Raw genomic sequence first — 26,644 nt, 5'->3', positions numbered from 1 at the left:
TGGCTCCTATTGTTAGCGATAAATAGCCTGCTTTAGTTGGTTAATTTGAATTTGTTGGTTTTGTAAAGCAAGTGAAAAATCTTTTTGCATCTTAATTACAACTCTTTGTAATTCTGCTATTCTTTGGCCTTGTAATTGATTATCCTGCTCTAATTTTTGTACTAAATGCTTTTTATACATACGCTTTGCATATTTATCTTGTGCTTTTTTAAACTCTCCTAAATCAATCCAGCCAACGTTTCCGTCTTTTTGGTTAACAACTTCACACCAACTATTATCTTTACAATAGAAAACGTTGTAATTGTCTTGATTTTTAAATGTTATAGTGTCAATAATTTGAGAACTGCTTGCATCTTTTGTATAAATACTTACAAGCTTATCACTATGCTGTTGTTTATGACATTTTGGGTCATTATTTTTAGTAGAATTACTTGTCATAGCTAATACCAAACTAATAGTAGAAACTGATAAAATCACTGCTAAAAACGTTTTTTTCATATTACTTCCTTACTATAAATTCTTAGTGATATTATACACCATTAAAACTGCAAACTAGCTACACCTTTACTAAAATACTGAGTTATCAATCTTTTCAACTTGCTTAGGCAGTAGCGACTCTCTATTTAATCCTAAAGCTACTGCTAGAACCCCTGCAACATATATAGAAGAATAAGTACCAACAACTATGCCTAGTATTAACGCTAAAGAAAAATTATGTACTGAACTACCACCAAACAAATACAAGACCACAACCACTAACATTGTCAATCCTGATGTAAGTATAGTCCTTGATAAGGTATCATTAATACTTCTATTAACTACTTCTACTACACTTGCATTACGCATTTTTCTAAAGTTTTCTCTGACTCTATCATAAATCACAACCGTATCATTTAGTGAATAACCTATTACAGCCAATACAGCTGCTAAAACTGTAAGATCAAATTCAAGCTGAAATGCAGCAAATACACCCAATATAACTATAGGATCATGCAGTAATGCTAAACATGCACTTACACCAAACTTCATTTCAAACCTAGCACTAATATATATTAGTATACACACTAAAGCGATAATCATTGCCAAAACACCATTACTTGCAAGTTCTTTACCAACTTGTGGACCTATGTAATTAATACTTTGAACTTTTGCGTCAAGTGTGTTTTCTATTTTCTGCTGTAACTGTTGTTGAGCATTATCTAAATCTTTAGATTTCAAGTTAGCTATATCAGGGGCAAACTTAATTAAATAATCATTATTTTCACCAAAAGTTGTAATATTTGTATTACCTAATCCTACATTAGCTAACTTATTGGATAAAGTTTGTGAATTTTCGTTTTCTTGTGTGTGTATTTGTACCTGATACCCACCTGTAAAATCTAATCCTAAATTTAGACCTTTGGTGAAAATAAAAATCAATGATATCACAATCATTAACACCGATAAGATAGTTGTATATTTCTTTATTCCGAGAAAATCTATCTGAGTCTTTTGCTTAAAAAATTCCATTATAAACCCAACCTAAAAATTATATTCCTATAGAGATCTTATCTAGTTTCTTTCTCTTACCATAAACAAAATTTGTCATCGCCCTAGATACTGTAACAGCTGTAAACATAGAAGTCACTATACCTATCATTAGAGTTATAGAAAAACCTTTTACTGCGCCACTACCAATAAAAAATAAAATCACCGCTACAATCAATGTCGTTATATTAGAATCAACTATAGTTGTAAATGCTTTTTGGTAACCTATATGGATAGCACTTTGACGTGGCGTACCGGCACGGATTTCTTCTCTAATTCTCTCAAAGATTAGTACATTGCCATCTATAGACATACCTAAATTAAGCACTATACCCGCTATACCAGGTAAGGTTAAAGTTGCACCAGGTATAATTGACATAACTGCTATAATCAATAATAAGTTCATGATTAAAGCTATGTTTGCGATAACTCCAAAAACTCTATAATAGATTACAATAAAGATAATAACTGCCAAGAGAGCCACTACAATTGAAAAAGTTCCTTTTTCAATATTATCTTTACCAAGACTTGGACCTATTTGCTGCTCCTGTACAATATGAACTGGTACCTGCAACGCTCCTGATTTAATCATAAGAGCTAAATTATTCGCTTCTTTTTGGTTTAGCCCTGTGATTTGAAAATGTGAACCTAAAGCTGACTGAATAGTTGCAACATTGATTAGTTTTTCAGCTTTATTTACAACATTTTTCTCTTTACCATCTTTATCTAAAGTTTTTTCATAAGTCGTATTTATAAGCATCACACCCATAGGGTTGCCAACATTTTTACCAGTAATCTCTCTAAAATAACTAGCTGCACTTCGGCTTAATTCAACTATAACAATAGGAGTACCAGTCTGATGGTCGATAGATGGATTAGCATTAATAATATCAGCCCCACCTGCCACTGAAGCTCCTTTTAAACTATAATAGCTTTGGTAACCTCTACCATTATCTAGAGGATAAACTTTATAACCCTGCTCTTCTGTAGCCAAACGATCAGTAACAGGATTTACTAAATAAAAGTTTGCCGTAGATGTCCCACCTAATATTTGCTTAGCTTGGGTAGCATCTTGTAATCCTGGTATTTCTATAACTACACGATTTTTGCCAGCTTGAGCAACAGAAGCTTCAGTCACACCAAGGGCATTAATACGATTACGCATAACTGTTACTACCTGAGATATAGCATTTTGCTCTAACTGCAATATTTTTGGACTTGTATAAGCAATAAATATTGTATTACCGTTAGATGTGTAAAGAATATTAGGATCTTGGTTTTTTCTGAAATCTGTATCTAAATACGCTATAAGCTTCTGGATTTCTGAAGAGTTAGCCAACGTTACTGAAATAAAACCACTATTTGTATACTCTTTTGATACATTAGTAACTACCTTATCTTCTGCCTTTGTCGAATTAACGATATTTATATTTTTTTCTTTGGCTGCATTTAGGATTATATTTAAAGTATTATCTAGCTGAGCATCTGTAGCTGATTGAGTATCAGCTTCTAACATAAGATACATACCACCACGTAGATCCAAACCTAAATTCATCGGATTAGCACCTAGATCTGATAACCAACTAGGAGAATTAGAAAGCATATTCATAGCTATAATATATTGATTTCCTAATTGCTCCTTTAAAGTTTGTTTAGCTTTAAGTTGTTCAGTAACATCTCCAAAAGTTATAGCAACATTACTTTTATCATCCGCTATAATTGCTTTTTTGTAGACAATGTTTTTCTTAGCTAAAATGCCCTCCACCTGTGTGAGAGTTTGGCTAGTTATATCACCATTTTTCTGCGATATTTGCAAAGCTGGACTTTTACCAAAAATGTTTGGTAAAGCATAAAATAAGGCTATCACTAGTATAAAAACCACCAAAAGATTTTTCCACAATGGAAACTGATTTATAGGAAGACTTTTATTATTGCTCATTGAGGATCCTTTCATTAAAAAGAAAAGTGTTAAAAAAGAGAAGAGTCCAAAACTATTAAGCTTTAGTTGTGCCCTTTGGCAAAATATTTGCTATAGCATTTCTTTGCACTTTTACAACTATATTTTCAGCAATCTCTAAATCAACAAAAGTGTCGTCTAATTTAGCTATTTTACCAATAATTCCACCATTAGTTACAACCTCATCACCCTTAGCTAATTCAGATAACATTTTGCGAAGCTCTTTGTTTTTCTTCTGTTGCGGTCTAATAAGTAAAAACCAGAATATAGCAAAAAATACCACTAATATTAAAAGTCCGCTATATGGGCTACCTGCAGACTGCGCTGCTTCAGCAGCAAAAGAATTTGTGCTAAATAATACAACAGCTGCTAAAGATAACATAATTCTTCTCATTGATTTTTCTCCTAAGATTTTTTATTCTTTAAACTCCTGAATTTTACCTTAGTAATAAGGTATTATCAATGAGTTAATTACTTATGTAAATATTATTGGCCAATGTTATACCAATTACAAGATAATCTAAGATGCTTACCGCAAACTAATTTCAGCTCTAAAGATGTCTATAAATAAATACTCAAACCATATTTAATAACACATTATTTAAAAAGTATTTTATTTTTGTTTTAAATAAGTTTGGAAAAAGTTATTTATTGTATAAAATTTAATTATAATCACATTAATTTAAATTTTAATGAAAAATAAAAAATGTCATAAAAATACTAATCATATATTTGGAAATAATAAGTTTTTAAACAATACACCCACAACTGATGGTGAACCTTGCCCAATAATAAACTGTGGTGAAACGTTACGTGATATAAATGTATCAGCATACAATCTAGCTTTTGAGAAAGAGCTTAAAAGGATAATTGAATGGTACCAAACCGTAAAACATGCTCACCACAAGCAACGACTTAGAAACTTAGTTAATAGAATTCAAGATATACTTGCTAGTACAGTCCATGATACACGTAAAAAACATTTAATTATAAAAAATATCGTTAGTTCTGAGATTAATTCATATAATACCCAAAGACAAGGTTACTCTTTTCTTAGCAAATATAAGCTCCATTTTTTTGCTGATAAATATTTTTTGGTAGCCTTAAAAGAAATAGAACAAATAAATCGTCAATATCTTTTAAAGTTTGTAAAAATAGACTTAGATCGCTATTTAAAAAAAATAACGTTCGTCTTGCTAGGGGACTTATTAGTGCATCACCAAAAGATATAAAAAATTATCTAATAAATGGGAATGAGAATCAGATATATTCTTTTTTGAAGCCAAGTAATGAAAAATATACTGATTTTAGAAAAATTTTTGAAACCTCATTAGCTTATTTTCTAATTAAGGAAAAAAGTAAAAATCAAGAGTTAGCTAATTTCATTTCCTCAATATTTAATAGTATGCTCAATTACCTAAATAACTTATTTGAAAAAGTAAAAAATATTAATCTAGAAAACCATATTATTGTTTTTTTAGATTCAAAAAGAATACACAACCTTGTTTCTTTAATAAAGTCAGAGCGAATCTTTATTTCCACAAAAAAGTATCATGATTACTTAGATACTTACGAATCTAGTTTAAGACTTAATTATACAAATATTTACACCACAGAAAAAGATTCTCGTATAATAGAGTACTACTCAATTATTTATGAACTTTATAGTAAAGAAGAAAATATGATTATTATTAAAGCAGCTGCTTCTATTATGCTTGTTCAAGCAATTAACTGGATACTATCAGTTGCTACTGAATATCCGTTTGCAAACAAATATGAACATATGACTCACATCACATTAAGTGCATTATATAAAGCTAGATTGTATTCTGAAAGTTTTAAAATAGTTGAAAGAGAGTTCCAGATGTAGTTTATTAGGTTTGAGAAGAACTTAAATAAACGAACAGGAACTAAAAATGGCACATAGACATTTAACTCTTTCAGATAGATATTATATAGAAAATTTACTTAAATTAGGATACTTAGAAGCAGCAATAGCTAATAAAATAGGATTTAGTAAAACAGCTGTTATAAATGAACTTAAAAGGAATAAAGTAGGTAAAAGTTATTCTGCAGAGATAGCCCATAAGTTGTATTGTAGTCGTAGAAAGTCAAATAATCATAAACTTACTAATGAAGTTAAAAAGCTGATAATAGCTTTACTCAAAAAGAAAATATCACCGGAGTTAATTTGTGGTAGATTAAAGCATGAAGGTATAGCTAAGCTAAGTTTTAAAGCTGTTTATAACTTTATACAAAGACATAACCTTAAACAGTTATTATTCTTCAAAGGTAGGCGTTACAAATACAAAAAAGAAGGCTCCTCAAATCAAGGTAAGATAAAGGATAGAGTCAACATATCACAAAGGCCTAAAGCAGCTAATGATAGAAAAGAGCTGTATCATTTTGAAGGTGATACTATAGTCGGTAAAGATCATAAAGGAGCTATTTTGACTATGGTAGATAGAGTTAGTAGATTCACAATTCTAGGCAAAGCTAAAGATAGAACAGCTAGTTCAATTAACCAAATTTTATACAGAGCATCAAATGGTAATAAAATTACCACAGCTACTTTTGATAATGGTAAAGAGTTTGCTAAACACAAAAATTTATCAAATAAAACTGGTATTAAAGTATTCTTTGCAGATGCATATAGTCCATGGCAAAGAGGTACAAATGAAAACATGAATAGGTATATCAGACAATTTATTCCTAAAGGTACTGATTTTAGTAATATCTCTCATCAGTATCTTAGAAAGTTGCAAATTGACTTGAATAATAGACCTAAAAAATGTTTAAATTATTTAACACCTAATGAGGTACATTTCGGAATCAGTATAAACATTGAGACTACAATCTAGCGTTTAATAAAGATAACATGTTCCAAAGAAAAGAGCCTAATAGTCTTGAGGCCCCAAAGGACTATGAAAAAATGGGCCTTATTAATAAAGAAAACACAGGGGAGGAATTTAGAAGACCTACTAAAATATTTGATAATTATATCCCTAAAGCATACATGGTTAATGGCCCTAAATACACGTACACAGGTTGGAATGATCGTAGAAAAGAATACAATCAACTATATATATACGGTATTTCAGGATTGGGTTTACAATCTGTTAAAGTATTATCTATCCTTAACGTGGATAAAAGAAAATATAATCAATACTTTGAGGTGATAGCACCGATAATATTATATTACTTTACTGGACATAATTTTTTTGAGGTGCACCAGGCTATGTTAACCGCTATAGAAAGTTTAAATGGATCATCTAATATATCTCCACAACCAGATATTCAATTTAATACTTGGGAAAACTATATAAACACTATTCCTGATATAATATTAAGGTCAGCATTTAGGCTAGCACTTATAACTGATCGTGGTGTAAAAGTTTAGTTTTTTATATAAGCATTCCATAGAAACTATCTTTATCAGGTATAAAATCAGTAACCAGTTATTTATAGTTTTCCGAAAAACTTTTTCTAAACTCTTCAAACCTTTCTTCTTCTATAGCCTTACGTATATCTTTCATAAGGTTTTGGTAAAAAGTTAAATTATGGATGGTATTCAATCTAGAACCTAAAATCTCTTTGGTCTTATCAAGATGATGTAAATAGCTTCTACTAAAATTCTTACAAGTATAGCAATCACAGATTGGATCTAACGCAAATGTATCCTTTTTATATTTAGTATTTCTAATTCTAATAATCCCTTCAGATGTAAAAATATGCCCATTTCTTGCATTACGGGAAGGCATTACACAATCAAACATATCTACACCTCTGTATACTGCTTCGACCAAATCTTTTGGTGTTCCTACTCCCATTAGGTATCTTGGCTTATTTTGTGGCATCTTATGGGCAATATGGTCTAATATCCTTATCATATCTTCTTTAGGTTCACCAACAGATAAGCCACCTATAGCATATCCATCAAAACCAATTTCTGTAAGCTTTTCTAAAGACTCATCTCGCAAACTTTCATACATACCGCCTTGAATTATACCAAATAATGCTGAAGAATTATCCCCATGAGCATCTTTAGACCTTTTTGCCCACCTCATGGAAAGCTCCATAGACTCTTTAGCTTCTTTTTCAGTCGCTGGATATGGGGTGCATTCATCAAAACACATAACAATATCAGAACCCAAAGCCTTTTGAACCTGCATAGATATTTCTGGTGATAAAAAAACTTTTGATCCATTAATAGGTGAGCTAAAAGTCACACCATCTTCCGTAAGTTTACGCAGTTTACCTAAGCTGAAAACTTGAAATCCTCCGGAATCTGTCAAAATAGGTTTGTCCCACCCTATAAAATCATGCAGGTCTCCATGCTTTTTAATAATGTCTGTACCAGGACGTAACCACAGATGGAAGGTATTGCCTAATATAATGTCAGCACCCATTACTTTAAGCTCGGCTGGAGATAATGATTTTACAGCACCATAAGTACCTACAGGCATAAAAGCTGGTGTTTGAATTTCACCCCGAGGAAAAATAACTTTTCCTCTTCTTGCTTTGCCTTGCTTCTTAGAAACCTCAAATTTCATTACTGTCATACAACCAAATCCTTAAAGTAAAAATAACCATGAATACCCGTTTTAAAGCTATTAATCGTATAAAAATAATACAAATAAAGCAATAATAAAATAGGTACTAAAAATTCTATTTTGCTATATTAATAAGATTGCTTAATTAATATAAGCTATTTAATATGCTTCATAAGTGTTACCCAACTGGATATTAGGGTGGTTATCATGAAGAAGGTTATTTTTCTAACTTTATCATTAATTATGTTCTGGTTTAATGCATACGCTAACGAATACTACTTATTTGTTAAATACAAAGATAACGTCAACAATGATACCATTAAGAAGAATAACTTATCACTTAGTTCTACTGGCTACTACAACTATGAAATTGTAAAACAGTTAAATAAAAAAACTTGTATCGTAAAGGCTACTAACAAACCAAACTATACAGAATCTGCAAATGATCACAATATTTCTCAAGAAGAAGATTTAAATAGAGCATATAAAGTTGCAAACAATTTCATGCAACAACATCCTGACGTAAAATATGCTATTCCTCACGACTCCAAGTTATATATCTATGATGTTGGTAAAAACGTTCACAGATGGAACGAGCAGTGGAATATGCATAGTCAAGGTCCTGACGTTGGTGTTCATGCTAATGAAGCTTGGGGTTTTTTAGATGGCAAAAAGCTAAACGAAACTTATGTAGCCGTGATTGACTCAGGTTAGCAAAAGATACTCCTCAAGATCTAATGAAAAAGGTTAACTTCACTAATACAGATAAAGCAAAAGGTACTTATTATTTTAAGGATGGATTCACAGCAACTAGCAATATTACAGATAAAGGTACATACCACGGAACACATGTTGCTGGTATTGTTGCTGCAAATGGTCCCGAGGTTACAGGGGTTGCTGGACCAATCGATGAAGTAAGGATTTTACCAATAAAAGCATTAGGAGATGACGGCTCAGGTTATACAACTGCCGTTATGGACGCTATTAAATGGGCAGCTGGTGAAGATCCTGATAAATTAACAACAAAAATAAATGGGCATACTTTGCCTTCTGTACAACAAAATGTAAAGGTTATTAACTTAAGTTTAGGTGTTTCACGGCAAGTAGGTAGTAATTGGAATGACATGATAAATACATTATGTCCTGTTTGGGATGAAGCAGCGGAAGTAGCTAATCAAAATAACGTTACAATTGTGGTTGCAGCTGGCAACAGTAATAGTCCTCTCTATGATAATATTCCTGCAGTATGTAAAAATTTAAACATCATCATCGCTCAAGCTACTGGAAAAGATGGAAAAAGAAGCTACTATTCTGCTTACTTTGACCCTAAAGTAGACGGAAAACTAGCTAACAGAGTAGTTGTATCTGCACCAGGTGGTGATGCTATAAAAGATGGTGTTAAGCAAACTATACTATCGACAATAGGTGGCAACGCTTATGGTTATATGCAAGGCACCTCTATGGCATCACCACATGTTGCTGGTGTTATATCACTATTATACACTTATAACCCAGATAGCAACTTCGAGAAAATTAAGGATGCATTAGAGATAAATTCACGCACTGTGATAAACGCTAAAAAAGTATTAACAGGTCAAAAAACACAACAATAATAATAAGAGTAACATTTTTTTACATTTATTTATTATCTTAATATAAAATATTCTATATACTTTAGGAAACACTTTCTGATAATTTTGTAGCTCTACTGCAGCAAAAAATTATTTAAAAATTAAAAATATAGGAGATAATTAATGAATTTTTTTAATTTTAATTTACTAATATTTGCTTACTTACTAGGTTCTATTAATAGCGCAATTATTGTTTGTTATATTTTTAGGTTACCTTCTCCAAGAAGCGTTGGCTCTGGCAACCCCGGGGCGACAAATGTTTTACGTATAGGTGGCAAATTACCAGCAGCTATAACTCTTATATTGGACATACTCAAAGGTTTAGTACCAATATTAGTTGCAAAAATGTTAACTGGTAATCAATTCATTATTGCTTGCACAGCCTTATATGTTGTATTGGGACATGTTTATCCAATATTTTTTGGTTTTAAAGGAGGCAAAGGTGTCGCTACATTGATAGGTACATTATTTGGTTTCTACTGGGTTTTAGGGGTCATATTTATAACTGCTTGGTTATGTATAGCTATTATTACGCGTTACTCTTCTTTGTCTGCTCTAGTAGCAACCATGATAGCTTGCATTTCTGTAACATTTATAGCAAACCTAAAAGTAGCGACTCCTTTTTTAATAGTAGCAATAATTATAATCATAAAGCATAGAGGAAATATCCAAAGACTCATAAACGGACAAGAAAGCAAAATAGGCGACAAAACAAAGGTTAAAAAATGATAGAGATAAAAAACCTTAAAAAAGAATATATAACCAATAACATTAGTAATTTAGTTCTTGATAATATAAGCCTTGAAATTAAAGAAGGTGAAATATTTGGCATAATAGGACATAGTGGCGCTGGAAAAAGTTCTTTACTTAGATGTTTAAACCTTTTAGAACAACCTTCTGATGGTTCAATATTTATTGCTGATGAAAATATTACTAAAAAAAATCCTAAACAACTCCGCGAATTTCGTAAAAAAATTGCGATGATTTTTCAGCACTTTAACCTACTTTCTTCGAGAAATGTGTTTGAAAATATAGCTTTACCATTAGAAATACAAGGCATACCAAAATCTGAAATAAAAAAAAGAGTATATGAGTTATTAGACTTAGTTGAGTTGCCTAATAAAGTCCTAGCATATCCTAAAGAGCTAAGTGGCGGTCAAAAACAAAAAGTTGCTATCGCTAGAGCATTAGCTCTTAACCCATTAGTTTTACTTTCAGATGAAGCTACATCTGCATTAGATCCAACATCTACTAAGCAAATTTTAGCCCTACTTAAGAGACTAAATAAAGAACTAGACCTAACGATAGTACTTATAACTCACGAAATGGATGTAGTAAGAAAAGTTTGCGATAGGGTTGCAATTATTGATAAAGGTCAAATTGCTGAAATAGGTAAAACTCTAGATATATTTTTAAACCCTCAAACTGAAGTAACTAAATCATTTGTTGAAACAAGTATTCATACTAAAGTGCCTGAGTTTATTGCTAAGAGACTTTATGATAACCCTTATAGCTACGAAAACGCTTACCCTATCGTTCAACTAACTTTTTATGGTGAAAAAGGGAAAAAACCTATAATTGCCGAGGTATCACGCCAGTTTAATGCTAATGTAAGCATTATTCAAGCTAATATAGAAACTATCCAAGATCAAATCGTTGGTATAGCAATTTGCCATATTACTGGCGAAAGACAAGACTGGGAAAATGCTTTGCGCTTCCTATCAAATCAAGATGTTAATTTAAAGGTACTAGGTTATGCACCAGCAGATAATATTTAATTTCCAAGAGCTTAATTTAATAGCTCAATCAACATGGGAAACTATCTTCATGGTATTTATTGCTACATTTGTAGCAGTAATAGGAGGAATAATCTTAGGTATACTACTATACACTACCCAAGATAATAAAAATATTCTGGTAAAAAGTCTTAATAGAGTTTTTAGTATAGTTATAAACATTACTAGAAGTATCCCATATATCATTTTACTAATTTTACTTTATCCTATAACTAGACTTATAGTAGGTACAACTATCGGTACTACTGCTTCTATAGTCCCACTAGCAATTGCAGCTTTACCATTTTATGCTCGCTTAACAGAGTCAGCTTTACGTGAAGTTGACCATGGTCTTATAGAAGCAGCAAAAGCTATGGGAGCTACTAGAATACAGCTAATTTTTAAAGTACTTCTTCCTGAGTCAAAAGCACTTCTTATAGATGCGGCTACTTTAACATGTATATCACTAATTGGCTTTTCAGCTATGGCTGGCATAGTTGGTGGTGGTGGCTTAGGCGACTTGACTTACTTCAAAGGCTATAACTATGGTAACTACACTTTGCTACTTGGCGGTGTGGTTATGCTAGTTATCCTAGTTCAGCTAACTCAATCTTTTGGTAACTATCTAGTTTCTGCTAGGAAGCTAACAGCTTTATGGTTATTAACTATTATCTTAGTGGTAGCTAGTGGATTACAACTATATTCAAATTTTGTAGCTTCTAAGCAGTCAAATGAAATCACGGTTGGTTATATCACCAGCCCTCCTCAAGATAAGATTATGGAGCTAAGTAAAAAGATTGCTAAAGAAAAATATAATCTTGATGTTAAATTAGTCACATTTGGAGACTACAACATTCCAAACAGAGCATTAAATGATGGTGAGATTCAAGCAAATGTATTTCAACATATCCCTTTCTTAGAAAATCAAATCGAGCAATTTGGTTACAAAATTACTTATATTGGTAAGACCTTCTTATATCCTATGGGAGTATTTTCTAAGAAATATGAAAGCCTTGATCAACTACCTAATGGTGCTACAGTTGCTATTCCAAATGATCCTACTAATCAAGGCAGAGCACTTATGATCCTTCAAGATGCTGGTTTAATAACGCTTAAAGATGGTATTACTTGGCAAGCTACTCCTGGTAATATAACTAGTAATCCTAAAAAATTAAAAATAATACCTTTGCAAGCTGACCAAATCCCTAATAATTTAGGTGATGTAGATATAGGTGTTGTAAACAATGACTATATTCCTAAAGCAGGATTAACCCTAAAAGATGCGCTTTTTGTAGAGCCTAAAGACTCACCTTTTGCAAATATAATTGCTGTTCAAGACAGTCAAAAAGACAATCCAAATTTAAAAGAGTATGTTAAGTCTTTAAATAATGATCAAATAATAAAATTAGTTCAAGAACTTTATCCTAATGATGCTGCTATAGCTGCTTGGTAGTGCTTAGTTTTTTTAAACTAAATACATATTCTTTTTTTACTCTTAAATGTATAAAATACTTAACTATAAAAACAATATTAAAGGGTCAGTATGCAACACTCAGAAGGTTTTATAAAGCTGGTAAACGAAGCCAAACCAAAAATCAAAGAATGTACAGTAGATGATATATACAAAATGTATACCTCAAACTCTCTTGATGGTTTACTAGTTGATACTAGGGAAGAGTCTGAATTTGCAAATGGATATATTCCAAATGCTATCCATATCAGTAAAGGTATAATTGAAAGTGTTATAGAAAAAGCTGTACCAAATAAAAACTTAAAAATGTATTTTTATTGTGGTGGTGGTTTTAGGTCTGCGTTAGTTGCTGATAGTTTACAAAGTATGGGGTACAAAAACGTAATCTCAGTTGACGGTGGTTGGAGAGCTTGGAATGCTAAAAACTATCCTACTATTTCTCCTAGTCAAGCAAAACCTAATGAATTTTTAAGGCTTGTAAATGATGCAAAATCGAATGTAAAAGAAATAACTACTACTAACCTATATAACATGTATAGTAACGAATCTCTCGACGGGGTTGTTATTGATGTTAGAGAAGATTCTGAATTTGCTCAATTTCATATTCCTGGTGCTACGCACCTCAGTAAAGGTCAGATAGAGGTCAAGATCGAAAATTTAATCCCTAACAAAGACCAAAAAATCTATTTATATTGTGGTAGCGGCTATCGTTCAGCACTAGCTGCCTTTAATCTACAAAAAATGGGATATACAAATACTGTGTCAGTTTCTGGTGGTATTCAAAGTTGGATAAACAATAATTATCCTATTACACAAGAAGGATAATAGTGAAATGTTTAGAATAGGTCATGGTTATGATGTACACAAATTTACTGATCAAAAGCAAAACATAATAATTGGTGGTGTAGAAATCCCATTTCACCTAGGTCTTGAGGCCCACTCAGATGGTGATGTCTTAATTCATGCTCTTTGTGATGCTATATTAGGTGCATTAGGTCTCGGTGATATTGGTAAACACTTCCCAGATACTGATAATAAATATAAAAATACCGATAGTAAATTTTTTTTATCAGAAATAAAAAAAATGCTTGATGCCAAAAATTATCAAATTGGCAACATAGATTGTACAATAATTGCTCAAACTCCTAAAATGCTTCCTTATATTGAAAAAATGAAAATATGCTTAGCTCAAATACTTAGTATTGAAACTAATCAGCTAAATATAAAAGCAACAACTACTGAAAAACTTGGATTCATAGGTAGGAAAGAAGGAATTGCTACCCATGTAGTATGTTTAATTCATTATCTATTTTGAGGATAGGTTATAGGCATACTGGTAAAATTATTGATACAGATTTAATCAATATTTCCTTCAAAGCTGGTTCAAATAGTCAAATGGAATAAAGTTTGTCTGGCAACGTAATGCTCCTCCCCTATAACTAATGTGTTTTACTGTATCTTCAGCAGATTTACCGTTTACTTTTAAGTAAACAACCTCTATATTTTGTTTTTTCAACAGTTTAGTAAAGTATGCTTTATGATTATTACATGGACTATCTATCGTGAGATAAAACTTTTTATTACTATGCGTACATAAATCTATACCATTAATGAACGTTGAAATAGCTTCTTGTCCTAAGGCGTATTTGGGGTTAAGTTCTACTATTTCACCATTTTCATTAACACCTTGATAAGTTTTATGCAATATTCCAGCGTATTTTATAGTCTTGAATCCGCAAGATCTTAGTATAGCGTCTATATATTTTATTACTAATTCCCGCTGCAAGGCATCTCTAGCAAATTTAGCAACTTGGTCCTTCTTATTTATATCTGAAGAAATTTCATCTATGTTATTTAATACCTCATTGAAGCTATGAATTAAGAATGTAGAATCACCCATATATGATATTTGCAAATCTAAGTGATATGCCCACTGAGGGAGACATATAACATTATCAGTTTTGAAAATTTTTTTATATCTTTCTAGCTCAACATGACATTTTGATAGTATATCTCTATTAGATAAATTACTTGGATCAGACATAGTCCCATATTTTATATTTTTAAAGTCTATTTCATTAAGTAAGACGTTGACACCTATAAAATAATACCTAACACCCTCACAATTTATTGCCTCAAAAAGATTACCCCCTTCTAATGGTCTAATAGTGTCTTTTTTTAAATCTTGTTTAATAAGATTCGCTAAGTCTCTTTTATTACTATGTTGAGCCATAAAATCATGATTATCATAAAAATTACGATTCATAGATAAGAATTTATTTGTAATAAGGTATGCATCTTGTAAGTCTCTAAATTGATTTTGTGTATAAATTTTTTTACTATTTACATTACATGGAAGATTGTTTTGTTGTTTTTTAACGTTAATCTCTTGTTTAGTTCTAATATATATCTTTTCTTGGCCAACAAAAAAAGTATCTCGTAGCCATTCATTTCCTTCTTTTAATACTTTATAGTGTATTTTTTGTTGTTCTAAAAATGGCACTAAATCATCATAGAAATCACTATTCTCTCTGAAAATTAACATTTTCCCAAAATTTGAACTAGAGTGTTTTAAAGGTAAACTATTGTGATTAATAGAGAATATAGTGTTAAAAGCTGGTTCAATAACGGTTTGGTAATATGCTCCATTTGTGTTTTTATTTTTTATCGAATGCTCAAATATTGTATTAAGGTTTACATTAATTAAAGAATAACCCAAATTGAATAAGCTATGCTCATTAATTATTCTCAAGCATATTTCATGGTAAGAATTACAATTTTCTATAAACCTTTTTAATTCGATAGCTCTACTTTTATGATTTTTATAAATCCTGCTAAGATAATTATTTATACCAGCATTTATAGAATTTTTTATTTTTTGAATCTCCATATTATAAACAGCTCCTCTTAAAATCTAAAACTAGCTCTATAATACAAATTAGAAGGGTTATTTTACATACAGTTATTTTAACAGTTCATGATAGTTTTTGATAAGTTGAAACTCTACAGCTATTACTATCTGGCCTATTTCAGCAAAGAAAGTAAAACTATATGTAATTTATTAAAGTTTATGAAAATCAAATAAATCAGAAAAAATAAAAATATCTTTTAGCTTATACTCTTGACCAATTTAGCCTTTCACACAATAGCTCTCTAAATAATTAGCTACGCTTTCAAGCTCAGCTTGACAACAGAATATACCTATATCATTATCCTCAAGTTTATCTAGAATATATTTAACCCCCTCAAGCTCACCATGTGATATATGAGTATTTACAATATCAAACCCTTTTTTTTGCAGATCTTCGCGTATTGCTAATGGTAATTCTAATCGCTTTGCGCCTCTTAAATACTTATCCGTTTCTTTAATTACTATAAAATCTACACCATACTTTAATATAACATCGTTTATAGATGGTATAAGGTTCTTTCTATCACCTGTGGTTCCTATCATAAGATATTTTCTACCAGCTTTATCATAGGCTTGCATCATTGAAAATAATGCTTCTACGCCAGCTTCGTTATGAGCATAATCAAGCACTGCCACTTTATTATCCCATTCAAAAATATTTGCTCTACCTCTATTAACATTTTGGTCATTTTTGTAGCTTTTTAATGCTGCTGCAATAGTTTCTAAACTAACCTTAAGTTTAAATGCTAATGCTATTGATACCATAGCATTTTCAATATTATGTTTTGCAAAACCTTTTACCGTTAAAGGCGCGTCTACCACTTTTAGAATCTCAGTTTTTGAATTTTTATCTAACCACTTAAATGCTCCTCTCTCTACAATACAAGCATAATCTGAATTAGATAAGTAGTACTCCATATCATGAGCTTGTGGATTTTGAGTAACAACTATTTTATTACACTTTAATAATTCAAATCTTTCTTTCATGTAAAGATTATCAAGATTTATAATTGCGTGAGAATTTTCTCCCATAGTTCTAAAGACTATTGATTTTGCTTCAGCTAGTTCAGCTACCGTTTCTATACCATCTTCACCTAAATGATCAACAGAAACATTAGTAACAGCCGCAGCATCAACAAATGTTTCTATCAATCCTCTTTTCAATAAACCTCCTCTAGCTGATTCTAGCAAAGCAACTTCAACTTTCTTATTAGTAAGCACAAACTGGTGTCCTGTAGGACCAGAATAATCACCCTCATCTATTAGCTCATTATTGACTTTAACCCAATCTGTAGATGTGTAACCTGTAACTTTACCAGCAAATCTACAAATATAATCTGTAAGACGCACTGTAGTAGTCTTACCATTAGTACCTGTAACTATAACCGCTGGAATGTCATAAATGTTTTGCCAAGGTATTTCAGCAATATCATCATGTCCTAAATCAAACTCATAACAACCTTTACCTGAACCCACAAATGCTCTATTTTTGTCTCTAAAAGCATTAAGCCCTTTAGACTTAGCCAAATCATAAAGCTTACGATAAATTAAATTCTTATCTTCATTTATTAACGGTAAAAGAACTTCTTTAGCAACTTCTAAAGTTTTAAAACTTCCTTTTTCTACATATTCTCTTGCTGATAACCAAATAAAATCAATAACATCACATGCAGGCATTGTAATATCAACAGGTGCTGTTATTGCAAGCCTAATGCCGTTATTAAAAAACTTATGCGCTATTTTAATTTCTTCCCATCCTAAGGCTGGCAAAATCCTCTTTGCTTCTTGATAAAATAGCTCTGTTAGTTTTTCTCTACCTTCAGTTAATGGTACATCTAAGACTGTTCCTGTTTCTTTAAAAAACAAGTTAGGTCCAACTAACCTACGTGAATAACCTTCTGGAATCATTGTATTCTCCATAAACAAAAACCTTCTTAATCATTATCTTGATCATGGTAAACAACTCGCACACCACTTCCATCTGTTACTATACCTGCTTTTATTACGTCTGATATTTCTTTAGACAAACTAGGATCTTGAGCTATGGCAGATGCAGAAAAAGACTCTTGATTTTGAAGTTTAACCTCTTTAGCTAACTCATTTCTTTTATTAAAATATATAATTTGCTTCCATGTTCTTTTTAGTTTATCTGCAAATACTGCTACTAAATCTCCTTCTTTAGCAATACAAAGAGCTTTATCTACAGCTTCTTGTTCACTTTCTATAGTTTCAATGTTATTAGCTGAAACACCGGCTTCTATTAGTGCCTGTTTTAACATATTTGGCACCTCATCTGGTTTTCTACCTCTTAAATTATCATCACGCTTACAAATAAAATAATCATAAAAAGGTGCAGCAACCTTAGCTATTTCATAGATATCTTCATCTCTTCTATCACCTGGTGAAGCTAAAACACATATTTTTCTACCAGCAAAATCCATATTTGAAACCATATGGCTAACTAATCTTATAGCGGCTGGATTATGAGCATAATCCATCAAAACTTTAAAAGGATGCTCTTCAAACCAGTTCATACGTCCAGGAGTTTGATAAAATGTTGTTACAAAAGTTCTTAGACCATCTCGGACATCATCTAAACTCATACCCATACTGTAAGCTATAGCTATTGCAAACATCGAATTTTGAACATTATGAATAGCTTTTCCTTCGATAGTAGCTGGAATTAGGTGTGTCCATAATACTGGTATATGTATATGATTATCAAAAATTGTAATCATATCACCATTAACTCCTTTTTCAATAATGCAAGCTTTACCACCAGCTCTAATATGTTGCTTAACTAAGGCATGCTCAGGGTTCATTGTTACATAAAAAATATTTTTTGCTGTTACTTTAGCAGACATTTTTAAAACATGTGGATCATCAGCATTTAATACAGCAACATCTTTAGCTGCTTCAACTACTACACTTTTTACTTTAGCAAGATCTTCTAAAGTATTTACACCTTTAAGACCTAAATGATCAGATGCGATATTTAGACATGCTCCAACATTACAATAATCATATCCTAAACCACTTCTTAGTATCCCTCCTCTTGCAGTTTCTAGAATAGCCATTTCAACAGAAGGATCTTTTAATACCATCTGAGCAGATACTGGACCAGTGGTATCTCCAGCAACCGTAAGTTTACCATTTATATATACACCATCAGTAGTAGTAAGACCAACAATTTTACCTGCATTTTTCCACATATGTGCAACCATACGTGAGGTAGTAGTTTTACCATTAGTACCAGTAATAGCTGCTATAGGAATACGTGCATTACCTAACTCTTTTGGAAATAGCATATCAATCACAGCACCAGCAACATCTCTAGGTTTTCCTTCACTAGGGGCCACATGCATTCTAAATCCTGGAGCTGCGTTTACTTCACAGATTGCCCCACCTATCTCATGGTAGGACTGTGTTATATCATCTATCAGAAAGTCAACTCCACCTACATCTAAACCAACTGCTTTAATAGCTCTTTCAGCCATATCTCTATTATCAGGATGTACTATATCTGTAACGTCAATAGCTGTCCCACCTGTAGAAAGGTTAGCAGTAGAACGTAAGTAAAATATTTCACCATCATTTAAAACAGTATCTTTAGTATATCCTGCTGATTTCATCAAAGTATTTGCTTGATAGTCTAATTCTAAACGAGTTAAAACTTTCTCATGACCTACACCTCTACGCGGGTCTTGGTTAACAATATCAACAAGCTCTTCTATAGTATGCTTACCATCACCCACCACATGACCAGGAATTCTTTTTGCCACAGCTATAAGTTTCCCATTAACAACAAGCATTCTATGGTCAAATCCTGTAGCGTATTGCTCTATTAGGACGTATCTAGAGACTTTAGTTGCTTCTACAAAAGCTTCTTTAATCTGCTCAAATGTAGTCAAATTGATTGAAATACCTCTACCATGGTTACCATCCAAAGGTTTAACAACTAGAGGAAATCCTAAATGTTTTGCTGCACTAATCGCTCCTTCTTCGGTACGCACTGTTCTTTGTTTTGGTACTGGTAGACCCAATCCTGATAAAACCTTATTTGTTTGCTCTTTATTACACGACATTTCCACCGCGATGTGTGTAGTTTGACTAGTAATAGTTGCCTGGATCCTTTGTTGATATTTACCATAACCAAATTGAACAAGAGAATGATCATTTAAACGTATATATGGTATATCTCTTTTTTTAGCAGCCTCAACAAGTGACCCTGTACTTGGACCGAATTCTTTGCTTTGAGCAAATTTTATAAACCTAATTTTTTCACTTTCAAAGTCAAAGTCTTCTTTGATAAACCCAACTTCTTGATTAAGGGTTTCTGGTATTAAAGAAAGCAAAAGATCCTTTGCTAATTCCATAGCACGTAAACCAACATCCTTTTGCTTATACTCATACACCATACTGTAGTGACCTTTTTTACCAGTAGATCTTGTACGACCAAAAGTTACTTCACTTCCTGCCATACTCTGGAGTTCTAAAATAACATGCTCCCATATATGACCCATCCAAGTGCCCTCATCTTCGCTAAGCCTACGGATAAACCCACCTTCGGAACGATAAGAGCAACCATGCCCGATAAGCCCAGGCAGACTGTTAACTAGATTATCAATAAACTCTTTACCTATTTTAGCAGAAGGCCAATTTTCTAGGATTCCCAAATCAATTTCATGTCTTATAACGGGAAAATTTGCGTAAATGTTAGGCCCAACATAAACGTTTGTAGATAGTATATTCATCTTAATTATTCCTTAGAGTTACATATATATGCTCCAAAAACATATATTTTTATATCTTTAGCTACATTTATATCATAAAATAAAATAAAAATAATTAAAATTCTGTCTGGTTACGCCCTGCGAGTGAAAAATGAAGTACGACTTTGGAATTATAGCTATTGGTGATGAAATAACTGAAGGTGATATAGTTAATACTAACTCAAGTGTTTTTGCAAAACACCTAACTGAAGGTGGTTTTAATATCGGTTTCCATATAAGTTGCAATGACAATATAAATGACATCTTAGCAAGTATACTTTTTTTAAAAGATTCTCACCTTAATATAATAACTATTGGTGGTTTAGGACCTACCGAAGATGACTTAACTACACAAGCTATAGCCGTTTTTTTTAATAAAGAGCTAGTATTAGACCAAAATTCTTGGATAAAGCTAGAGCAGAAAATGATCGAAAAATATGGTAGAGTTACTTTAGGGGCAAAAAAGCAAGCTACGTTCCCTCAAGGCTTCAAAATTATAGTTAATAAGAATGGTACTGCAAATGGCTTTAAATTAAAGTTTGAAAAAGATAGACATGTATATGCCTTTCCAGGACCACCTAAAGAATGCATTCCTATGCTTGAAGATCTAAATCTTAAAAAGCAAGCTCATCATAAAAAAATCATCAGAAAGAAATGGTATATTTATGAAATTGGTGAGAGTTTTCTAGCTGAAAAGCTAGAAATAATAAAGCAAAAATATCCCTTTGTTAGCTTTAAATATAGAATTGCTGATAACCATATCGAACTAAAATATTTTTACCCTTATGAGTGTCCTCATAGTAATAACATAATCCAAGATATAGAAGTATTGCTTAAGCAATATTTATAGCCTTTAGATGAATTTGTTCTTTTTTATCAACAAATATAGCATCCGCTCCCCATGATAATAAAGTTTCAACCTCATAATCAGAATGAGCTGAATAAACAAATACTTTGCCAAATTTTTGCCTAAGGTATTCTAGTCTATGTTGACTCAGACACTCATAATTTATGATTAGTGCTAAATACTTATTTTCTTGAAAATCACTATATAAAGTAGTATTTATATAATCAAAATCCTCATCCCAGTTAGTTGTATAATGCAACTTCCCTTTTTGATATTTCTTGTCTTGTTCTAGAAACTTCATTACCGTATTAGAAAAACTAGATATAAAGATTTTATCTTGCATCTCTGGATAGCCATTTAGAGTATCTAAAACTTTTATGGTGATAGAATTCTTATAGGATAAGCAATTTTTATTTATCTTAATTTCTACATTTGTATAAACATCATTTTTAATAGCCCAATCAAGGTACTCTTTAAAAGTCGGTATTGTAGCTTTAACCCCCAATGTAGGGTGTATAATTTCCAAACCTTTAAGCTCATCAATCCTCATTTCAGTAGCTTCAGAATTTAAACTAGCCAACCTTTGACAAGTTTTATCATGAAATAAAAATAACTCACCATCTTTACTCATCTGAACATCAATTTCAAACCATCTAAATCCGTAGTTTTTAGCAATTTCAAATGATTTGATTGTATTTTCAACAAAATCCGTATTTGCTCCGCGATGGGAAATAAATTTATCTATTCTCATATAAAATATTACTTACCTATATCAGCGGTGATTATACACTAACTATGGAGTTTTGATAAAATACTTTTTCAAAACCGTTTAAGTATATAAAACATAAATTGGTTTTTGTTTTTTTATAATATAAGCAACCATGTTATAATTTCTAATAATATGTAGTCAAATTTAATTAAATGATTAATAATCCCCATATTTGCAAAAAACTAGCCTCTTTACTTTTACATCGTAAGCTTATAACAAAAGAGCAGTTAGAAGAAGTCAGTCTTGAGAAAGACTTAGGCAAAACAGGTTTTTTAAGCTATTTAATAGAGCATGAAATAGTTAATAGCAGAACCTTTATGATCGAATCTGCAACTTTACTACGTTTACAATATATAGATCTAACTGCTATTAATGTCAAATTTTTGCCACAAGAAGTTTTTGATTTAGAATTTTGTGAGAAAAATAGCTGCTTACCTCTTTTCATAAGAAAACACGTTGTATACGTTGCTGTAGCTAATCCAATAGATAGCCAACAAATATTAAAAACTTTACGTAACAAATATGATCAACCTTTTGTTGCAATAGTCGGTGAACTAAACTCATTAAAAGAAAAAATACAAGAATTTAATCAATACTTAAAAGATGAAGGACAAAAGACTGATGATTCCTCACTCAGTGAGAAAATGGAAAACGTTGAACTTGATATTGATTTTGTCGATGAAGGGGAACGTGAGGGAGACGCTTTTTTAGGCACAGAAGACGATGAAGCTCCTATCATAAGATTTATAAACAATACTATAGTCGACGCCATTCAAAAAGGAGCTTCAGATATACACTTTGAGCCATATGAGAAAAACTTTCGAATTAGGTACAGAATTGATGGTCTTTTAGTAGAAACGTTTAATACCACAAAGAACTTAGGACCAAAGGTTATTTCTAGGCTTAAAATTATGGCTAGTCTAGATATTGCAGAAAAAAGGATCCCTCAAGATGGTAAATTTAAAATATCCCTATCACGTGAGAAAGCTATTGATTTTCGTGTAAGTACTTGCCCAATAAGCTTTGGTGAAAAAGTAGTGCTGCGTATTTTAGACTCTAGTAACACTCAAATCCCTATAGAAGCATTAGGCTTTTCAGAAAAACAAAAAAAGCTTTATCTAGACACTATACATCAGCCACAAGGCATGATCCTTGTAACTGGTCCTACCGGTTCTGGTAAAACAGTGACTCTTTATACTGGAATAAACATATTAAATAAAATTGAAAAAAATATATCTACAGCTGAAGATCCTGTAGAACTAATAGTAAGAGGTATTAATCAGGTGAATGTGAATAATAAACAAGGACTCACATTCGCAGCTGCGCTTAAAGCTTTCTTACGCCAAGACCCAGATATCATTATGGTGGGAGAAATCCGGGATATTGAAACTGGTTCTATTGCAATTAAGGCCTCACAAACAGGTCACTTAGTAATGTCAACTTTACATACAAATAGCGCCCCGGAAACTCTCAACAGACTTGTTGACATGGGTCTACCCAGGTACAATATTGCAACCTCTGTTACACTAATTATAGCACAACGTTTAACACGTAAATTATGCCCAAACTGCAAAATCAAAGATAATGAAACTGAATTTTCTATGCTTGTTGAAGATAGCGGGCTAGATGATTATATATTATCAGAAACGTTTAACACTACACTTAGTGAAATAAAAAAAGCAACTATATACAAACCTAATCCTAAAGGCTGCCCAAGATGTTTTAAAGGCTATAAAGGACGCCTGGGGTTATACGAGGTAATGGCTGTTTCTAGAACGATATCCAAAATGATTTTAGAGGATAGAAACACTATGGAAATTGCTCAACAAGCACAAAAAGAAGGTGTAGCCACCGTTAGGCAATCAGCTCTTGTCAGAGTTGCAGAAGGCTTAACATCAATGGAAGAAGCATACCGCGTAAGCTAAGGAAAAAATTATGTTATTTGAAAGGAAAAACAAGAATGCAATAACCATAATATCTTGGATCTATAAAGTAAAGTTAAAAAATGGCAAACGAATAAAAGGTTCTATTGATGCTGATACAAAAGAGAAGGCTGAAATTCTACTTAGACAAAAAGGTTATTCTGAAATTAAGCTCAAAAAACAACCTAAGGATATGCTACCAAAGAAAATCTCTTATCAAGATATTACTGAAATGACTCGACAACTTGCTACTATGACAAAAGCTGGTATTCCTATTATCAAATCATTTGAAGTGTTTATAATGGGAATTAGAAAACACCCTCGCTTAAAAGCTATGACAATCCAACTTAAACAATCTATAGAAGGTGGGGAATCGTTTTCTAAAGCCCTTGGTCAATTCCCAAAGCTTTTTGATAAATTATATGTAGGCTTGATCACAGCTGGTGAAGAATCAGGAAACCTTGATCTAATGCTAAATAAAATAGCCGATCAACGAGAAAATCTACAATCTATAAAAAAGAAAGTTAAAAAAGCCTTATCATACCCTATAGTCGTATGTGTTATTGCTGCGGGTGTGACTAGTATTTTATTAACCTTTGCAGTACCTGCATTTTCAGCTATGTTTATAAACTCTGGCAAACCTTTACCAGCAATTACACAAATGACTGTAAATGCTTCAAATTTTATGCAAGATGCTTGGTGGAAAATAATATTAGGAATATTCATAGTTATTAGTGTTTACAAGTCATTAAAGTTTAAGTACCCGAAAATTCAAATATTTCAAGACCACTTCATGCTCAAAATACCAATTATTGGAGAAGTAGTTTTTAAATCAGCTTTAGCACGATTTTCTAGCACTCTTGAAATTACTGTTCAATCTGGTATGAGCCTAACAAGAGCTTTAGATATGGTTTCCTTAGCAACCGGTAACGCCAAATATGATCAAGCAGCTCTTGATATTAAAAAAAGTATTAATGAAGGTGCATCTTTTAAAGATGCTATAATGGAAACTGGTTGTTTTCCTTTTTTAGTAGAACAAATGATATCCGTAGGTGAAGAGTCTGGAGCATTAGAGACAATGCTTGGTAACCTAAATAGAGTTTATCAAGAAGAAGTAGATACAATCGTTGAGAGTTTAAGTTCAATGCTAGAACCCATCATCATGGTAGTTTTAGGTGGTGTAGTTGGTTTCTTAGTGGTGAGTATGTATATGCCTATGTTTCAAATGGGTGATGCTATTTAGCCTCCTCAAATCGTTAGTATATAAAATTTTCGAAGGTCAAATATTGTTTCATACTATTACTTCGTCTTCAAATGCCTTGATACACTCACATAACAACTTTGAAAATTTTTTTACTGTACACTAGTGCCAAATTGATAGCCTTTATTAATTAACCCATATATAAAACCAGACCATACAAGTATAGTATAGTTTTAATTCTAATATATTTACTACAAATATTTATCATGCCTTTTCCGGATCAAAATGAAGAAAGCTTATGGAGAATCTTACTAACTGATGGTCGCCATATGGTAAAAGTACCTGTAGGGAAACAAAACTATATACATGGGCTTAAAAGACCTGATGAATATGAGAAAGAAGAACCAGGCTACTATTCTGCCCAAATTGCAGCTATAATAAAAATGCAAAACACTCAAAGATGGAATGCAGAAAAATATAAAGAACTTCATACTATTATAAAAACTAAAACAGGTGGAAAAGCTAACACTTCATCTATAAAGCAGGGTTGTCAATGCAGCTATGAGCTAGTAGATTACGAGACTTCTAAGGCTATAAGTCAGGAGCATATAGAAAATTTTAATGAACTAAGAAAGCAATTAGGTATAAACGCTATCATGTTAGATAAAATAGAATATAACTCTATTTTTATGTCAGCCCAAATGGGTTATTTTCCAGGGCAAAAGTTATCTGGTTTATTGCATAAAACTAAAAACTTCCTAACTAATATAGATTCTGCCATATTATGCGAAGCTATTATGGATATATATAACCGAGATATTGATGGGATTGATGCTTGTCAGAATGCTTCTACAAGAAAATATAAGTTATTTAACGCACTTGCAAAAACTATACAAAATCTTGAAATATGTCACTTAGAAAATGATTTGAACACACGTACTCTTGGTGCATTCGTAAAAATTGAAACCAATAAATACTTAGGAAACCCTTGCATGTTTTATTATCCTAGCATGGGTGGAAACAGTACAAAGAAGCAGATATACCAAGAATTAGAAATGGGTCTTCAAAATGCTACATATGTGTTAAGTGGAGCTTCGTCACTAGTGAGATATAATTTTCATAAGGAAGAAAGAGAGATTTCTGATAAATATATTGAACGCAACGCTGATAAATACGAAGTTAATAGAAGCTTATGGATGCAAGAAGGTGGTATAAAAGAAAGAGATATAAATTTACAGAAACTCAATAATTATTATTGTTTCACTACAAAGCAAAACTCCAGAAATTTAGATCCACGCTACAAATGAT

The 26,644-nt window shown here is 31.9% G+C and carries 24 protein-coding genes; 15 read left to right on the top strand and 9 right to left on the bottom strand.

Features of this window, described 5'->3' with window-relative positions; all coding sequences use genetic code 11:
- Window positions 1-12: 12 nt before the first annotated feature.
- The 4 genes from SD28_RS03720 to yajC form a co-directional block, all read right to left on the bottom strand.
- Window positions 13-498 carry a hypothetical protein gene (locus tag SD28_RS03720; protein ID WP_039124218.1) on the bottom strand — a complete coding sequence of 162 codons (486 nt, stop codon included), beginning with the start codon at window positions 496-498 and terminating at the stop codon, window positions 13-15.
- 69 nt (window positions 499-567) lie between these two features.
- Window positions 568-1,509 carry a protein translocase subunit SecF gene (secF, locus tag SD28_RS03715; protein ID WP_039124216.1) on the bottom strand — a complete coding sequence of 314 codons (942 nt, stop codon included), beginning with the start codon at window positions 1,507-1,509 and terminating at the stop codon, window positions 568-570.
- 19 nt (window positions 1,510-1,528) lie between these two features.
- On the bottom strand, window positions 1,529-3,466 hold the full coding sequence (secD, locus tag SD28_RS03710) for a protein translocase subunit SecD (RefSeq protein WP_039124214.1): 1,938 nt from the start codon (window positions 3,464-3,466) through the stop codon (window positions 1,529-1,531).
- Window positions 3,467-3,521: 55 nt separating this feature from the next.
- Window positions 3,522-3,878, bottom strand: a complete 357-nt coding sequence (gene yajC, locus SD28_RS03705) for a preprotein translocase subunit YajC (protein WP_039124211.1) — start codon at window positions 3,876-3,878, stop codon at window positions 3,522-3,524.
- 298 nt (window positions 3,879-4,176) lie between these two features.
- On the opposite strand from yajC, the gene SD28_RS03700 reads away from it, so the two are divergent.
- From SD28_RS03700 to SD28_RS03685, 4 genes are read left to right on the top strand one after another with little or no spacing between them, the layout of a single operon-like run.
- Window positions 4,177-4,716, top strand: a complete 540-nt coding sequence (locus tag SD28_RS03700; RefSeq protein WP_039124209.1) for a hypothetical protein — start codon at window positions 4,177-4,179, stop codon at window positions 4,714-4,716.
- Between the two features lie 44 nt (window positions 4,717-4,760).
- Entirely contained in the window at window positions 4,761-5,354 is a 594-nt protein-coding gene (locus SD28_RS03695; protein WP_039124208.1) for a hypothetical protein, read from the top strand.
- A 46-nt stretch (window positions 5,355-5,400) separates the two neighbouring features.
- Complete coding sequence (locus SD28_RS03690) at window positions 5,401-6,345, top strand: IS30 family transposase (RefSeq protein ID WP_039124962.1); 945 nt, start codon at window positions 5,401-5,403, stop codon at window positions 6,343-6,345.
- A gap of 17 nt (window positions 6,346-6,362) precedes the next feature.
- Entirely contained in the window at window positions 6,363-6,884 is a 522-nt protein-coding gene (locus tag SD28_RS03685) for a hypothetical protein (RefSeq protein ID WP_039124206.1), read from the top strand.
- A 58-nt stretch (window positions 6,885-6,942) separates the two neighbouring features.
- On the opposite strand, the gene tgt is transcribed toward SD28_RS03685, so the two are convergent.
- Window positions 6,943-8,046: a tRNA guanosine(34) transglycosylase Tgt gene (tgt, locus tag SD28_RS03680; protein ID WP_039124204.1), complete on the bottom strand. Its 1,104-nt coding sequence runs from the start codon at window positions 8,044-8,046 to the stop codon at window positions 6,943-6,945.
- A 198-nt stretch (window positions 8,047-8,244) separates the two neighbouring features.
- On the opposite strand from tgt, the gene SD28_RS03675 reads away from it, so the two are divergent.
- From SD28_RS03675 to ispF, 7 genes are all read left to right on the top strand, one after another.
- Window positions 8,245-8,751 (top strand): hypothetical protein, encoded by a 507-nt coding sequence (locus tag SD28_RS03675; protein ID WP_039124202.1) that lies wholly within the window; start codon window positions 8,245-8,247, stop codon window positions 8,749-8,751.
- Between the two features lie 23 nt (window positions 8,752-8,774).
- A complete protein-coding gene (locus tag SD28_RS03670; RefSeq protein ID WP_039124200.1) occupies window positions 8,775-9,650 on the top strand; it encodes a S8 family peptidase in 876 nt (291 codons plus the stop codon).
- Between the two features lie 141 nt (window positions 9,651-9,791).
- Complete coding sequence (gene plsY / locus SD28_RS03665) at window positions 9,792-10,397, top strand: glycerol-3-phosphate 1-O-acyltransferase PlsY (RefSeq protein WP_039124198.1); 606 nt, start codon at window positions 9,792-9,794, stop codon at window positions 10,395-10,397.
- Window positions 10,394-11,446 carry a methionine ABC transporter ATP-binding protein gene (locus SD28_RS03660; RefSeq protein ID WP_039124196.1) on the top strand — a complete coding sequence of 351 codons (1,053 nt, stop codon included), beginning with the start codon at window positions 10,394-10,396 and terminating at the stop codon, window positions 11,444-11,446. The genes plsY and SD28_RS03660 overlap by 4 nt, the downstream gene beginning before the upstream one ends.
- Window positions 11,424-12,896, top strand: a complete 1,473-nt coding sequence (locus tag SD28_RS03655; RefSeq protein WP_039124194.1) for a MetQ/NlpA family ABC transporter substrate-binding protein — start codon at window positions 11,424-11,426, stop codon at window positions 12,894-12,896. Before SD28_RS03660 ends, SD28_RS03655 begins: the two co-directional genes overlap by 23 nt.
- 90 nt (window positions 12,897-12,986) lie before the next feature.
- Window positions 12,987-13,739 (top strand): rhodanese-like domain-containing protein, encoded by a 753-nt coding sequence (locus tag SD28_RS03650; RefSeq protein WP_039124191.1) that lies wholly within the window; start codon window positions 12,987-12,989, stop codon window positions 13,737-13,739.
- Between the two features lie 7 nt (window positions 13,740-13,746).
- A complete protein-coding gene (gene ispF, locus SD28_RS03645; RefSeq protein WP_039124189.1) occupies window positions 13,747-14,229 on the top strand; it encodes a 2-C-methyl-D-erythritol 2,4-cyclodiphosphate synthase in 483 nt (160 codons plus the stop codon).
- Between the two features lie 57 nt (window positions 14,230-14,286).
- On the opposite strand, the gene SD28_RS03640 is transcribed toward ispF, so the two are convergent.
- From SD28_RS03640 to cphA, 3 genes are all read right to left on the bottom strand, one after another.
- Complete coding sequence (locus SD28_RS03640) at window positions 14,287-15,804, bottom strand: hypothetical protein (RefSeq protein ID WP_039124187.1); 1,518 nt, start codon at window positions 15,802-15,804, stop codon at window positions 14,287-14,289.
- A 240-nt stretch (window positions 15,805-16,044) separates the two neighbouring features.
- Window positions 16,045-17,733, bottom strand: a complete 1,689-nt coding sequence (locus tag SD28_RS03635) for a Mur ligase family protein (RefSeq protein WP_039125770.1) — start codon at window positions 17,731-17,733, stop codon at window positions 16,045-16,047.
- Between the two features lie 26 nt (window positions 17,734-17,759).
- Window positions 17,760-20,579 (bottom strand): cyanophycin synthetase, encoded by a 2,820-nt coding sequence (cphA, locus tag SD28_RS03630; RefSeq protein ID WP_039124185.1) that lies wholly within the window; start codon window positions 20,577-20,579, stop codon window positions 17,760-17,762.
- Between the two features lie 130 nt (window positions 20,580-20,709).
- Between cphA and SD28_RS03625 the strand changes: the two genes are divergently transcribed.
- Window positions 20,710-21,447 carry a competence/damage-inducible protein A gene (locus tag SD28_RS03625; protein ID WP_039124183.1) on the top strand — a complete coding sequence of 246 codons (738 nt, stop codon included), beginning with the start codon at window positions 20,710-20,712 and terminating at the stop codon, window positions 21,445-21,447.
- Here SD28_RS03625 and SD28_RS03620 read toward each other — a convergent pair.
- Entirely contained in the window at window positions 21,431-22,195 is a 765-nt protein-coding gene (locus SD28_RS03620) for a glycerophosphodiester phosphodiesterase family protein (RefSeq protein ID WP_039124179.1), read from the bottom strand. The genes SD28_RS03625 and SD28_RS03620 overlap by 17 nt on opposite strands.
- A gap of 170 nt (window positions 22,196-22,365) precedes the next feature.
- On the opposite strand from SD28_RS03620, the gene pilB reads away from it, so the two are divergent.
- The 3 genes from pilB to SD28_RS03605 all read left to right on the top strand — a co-directional run bounded on the left by pilB (window position 22,366) and on the right by SD28_RS03605 (window position 26,643).
- Window positions 22,366-24,138, top strand: a complete 1,773-nt coding sequence (gene pilB / locus SD28_RS03615) for a type IV-A pilus assembly ATPase PilB (RefSeq protein WP_039124177.1) — start codon at window positions 22,366-22,368, stop codon at window positions 24,136-24,138.
- Between the two features lie 10 nt (window positions 24,139-24,148).
- The gene (locus SD28_RS03610) at window positions 24,149-25,378 is read left to right on the top strand and encodes a type II secretion system F family protein (protein WP_039124173.1); all 1,230 of its coding nucleotides are present in this window, start codon (window positions 24,149-24,151) and stop codon (window positions 25,376-25,378) included.
- A 224-nt stretch (window positions 25,379-25,602) separates the two neighbouring features.
- On the top strand, window positions 25,603-26,643 hold the full coding sequence (locus SD28_RS03605) for a hypothetical protein (protein ID WP_039124171.1): 1,041 nt from the start codon (window positions 25,603-25,605) through the stop codon (window positions 26,641-26,643).
- Window position 26,644: the final 1 nt, after the last annotated feature.

Origin of the sequence: Allofrancisella guangzhouensis, from assembly GCF_000815225.1 — a bacterium.
Lineage (GTDB): Bacteria > Pseudomonadota > Gammaproteobacteria > Francisellales > Francisellaceae > Francisella > Francisella guangzhouensis.
This window is presented reverse-complemented; position numbering and strand designations above follow the sequence as displayed.

What these genes read in the sequence shown, in the direction of transcription:
- SD28_RS03655 (WP_039124194.1), top strand. Translation starts at nt 11,424, where the DNA reads ATGCACCAGCAGATAATATTTAATTTCCAAGAGCTTAATTTAATAGCT.
- SD28_RS03605 (WP_039124171.1), top strand. Translation starts at nt 25,603, where the DNA reads ATGCCTTTTCCGGATCAAAATGAAGAAAGCTTATGGAGAATCTTACTA.
- SD28_RS03635 (WP_039125770.1), bottom strand. Translation starts at nt 17,733, where the DNA reads ATGATTCCAGAAGGTTATTCACGTAGGTTAGTTGGACCTAACTTGTTT.
- SD28_RS03620 (WP_039124179.1), bottom strand. Translation starts at nt 22,195, where the DNA reads ATGAGAATAGATAAATTTATTTCCCATCGCGGAGCAAATACGGATTTT.
- tgt (WP_039124204.1), bottom strand. Translation starts at nt 8,046, where the DNA reads ATGACAGTAATGAAATTTGAGGTTTCTAAGAAGCAAGGCAAAGCAAGA.
- SD28_RS03675 (WP_039124202.1), top strand. Translation starts at nt 8,245, where the DNA reads ATGAAGAAGGTTATTTTTCTAACTTTATCATTAATTATGTTCTGGTTT.
- pilB (WP_039124177.1), top strand. Translation starts at nt 22,366, where the DNA reads ATGATTAATAATCCCCATATTTGCAAAAAACTAGCCTCTTTACTTTTA.
- secD (WP_039124214.1), bottom strand. Translation starts at nt 3,466, where the DNA reads ATGAGCAATAATAAAAGTCTTCCTATAAATCAGTTTCCATTGTGGAAA.
- cphA (WP_039124185.1), bottom strand. Translation starts at nt 20,579, where the DNA reads ATGAATATACTATCTACAAACGTTTATGTTGGGCCTAACATTTACGCA.
- plsY (WP_039124198.1), top strand. Translation starts at nt 9,792, where the DNA reads ATGAATTTTTTTAATTTTAATTTACTAATATTTGCTTACTTACTAGGT.
- SD28_RS03660 (WP_039124196.1), top strand. Translation starts at nt 10,394, where the DNA reads ATGATAGAGATAAAAAACCTTAAAAAAGAATATATAACCAATAACATT.
- SD28_RS03640 (WP_039124187.1), bottom strand. Translation starts at nt 15,804, where the DNA reads ATGGAGATTCAAAAAATAAAAAATTCTATAAATGCTGGTATAAATAAT.
- SD28_RS03670 (WP_039124200.1), top strand. Translation starts at nt 8,775, where the DNA reads ATGAAAAAGGTTAACTTCACTAATACAGATAAAGCAAAAGGTACTTAT.
- SD28_RS03650 (WP_039124191.1), top strand. Translation starts at nt 12,987, where the DNA reads ATGCAACACTCAGAAGGTTTTATAAAGCTGGTAAACGAAGCCAAACCA.
- secF (WP_039124216.1), bottom strand. Translation starts at nt 1,509, where the DNA reads ATGGAATTTTTTAAGCAAAAGACTCAGATAGATTTTCTCGGAATAAAG.
- SD28_RS03720 (WP_039124218.1), bottom strand. Translation starts at nt 498, where the DNA reads ATGAAAAAAACGTTTTTAGCAGTGATTTTATCAGTTTCTACTATTAGT.
- yajC (WP_039124211.1), bottom strand. Translation starts at nt 3,878, where the DNA reads ATGAGAAGAATTATGTTATCTTTAGCAGCTGTTGTATTATTTAGCACA.
- SD28_RS03700 (WP_039124209.1), top strand. Translation starts at nt 4,177, where the DNA reads ATGAAAAATAAAAAATGTCATAAAAATACTAATCATATATTTGGAAAT.
- SD28_RS03625 (WP_039124183.1), top strand. Translation starts at nt 20,710, where the DNA reads ATGAAGTACGACTTTGGAATTATAGCTATTGGTGATGAAATAACTGAA.
- SD28_RS03690 (WP_039124962.1), top strand. Translation starts at nt 5,401, where the DNA reads ATGGCACATAGACATTTAACTCTTTCAGATAGATATTATATAGAAAAT.
- SD28_RS03610 (WP_039124173.1), top strand. Translation starts at nt 24,149, where the DNA reads ATGTTATTTGAAAGGAAAAACAAGAATGCAATAACCATAATATCTTGG.
- SD28_RS03685 (WP_039124206.1), top strand. Translation starts at nt 6,363, where the DNA reads ATGTTCCAAAGAAAAGAGCCTAATAGTCTTGAGGCCCCAAAGGACTAT.
- ispF (WP_039124189.1), top strand. Translation starts at nt 13,747, where the DNA reads ATGTTTAGAATAGGTCATGGTTATGATGTACACAAATTTACTGATCAA.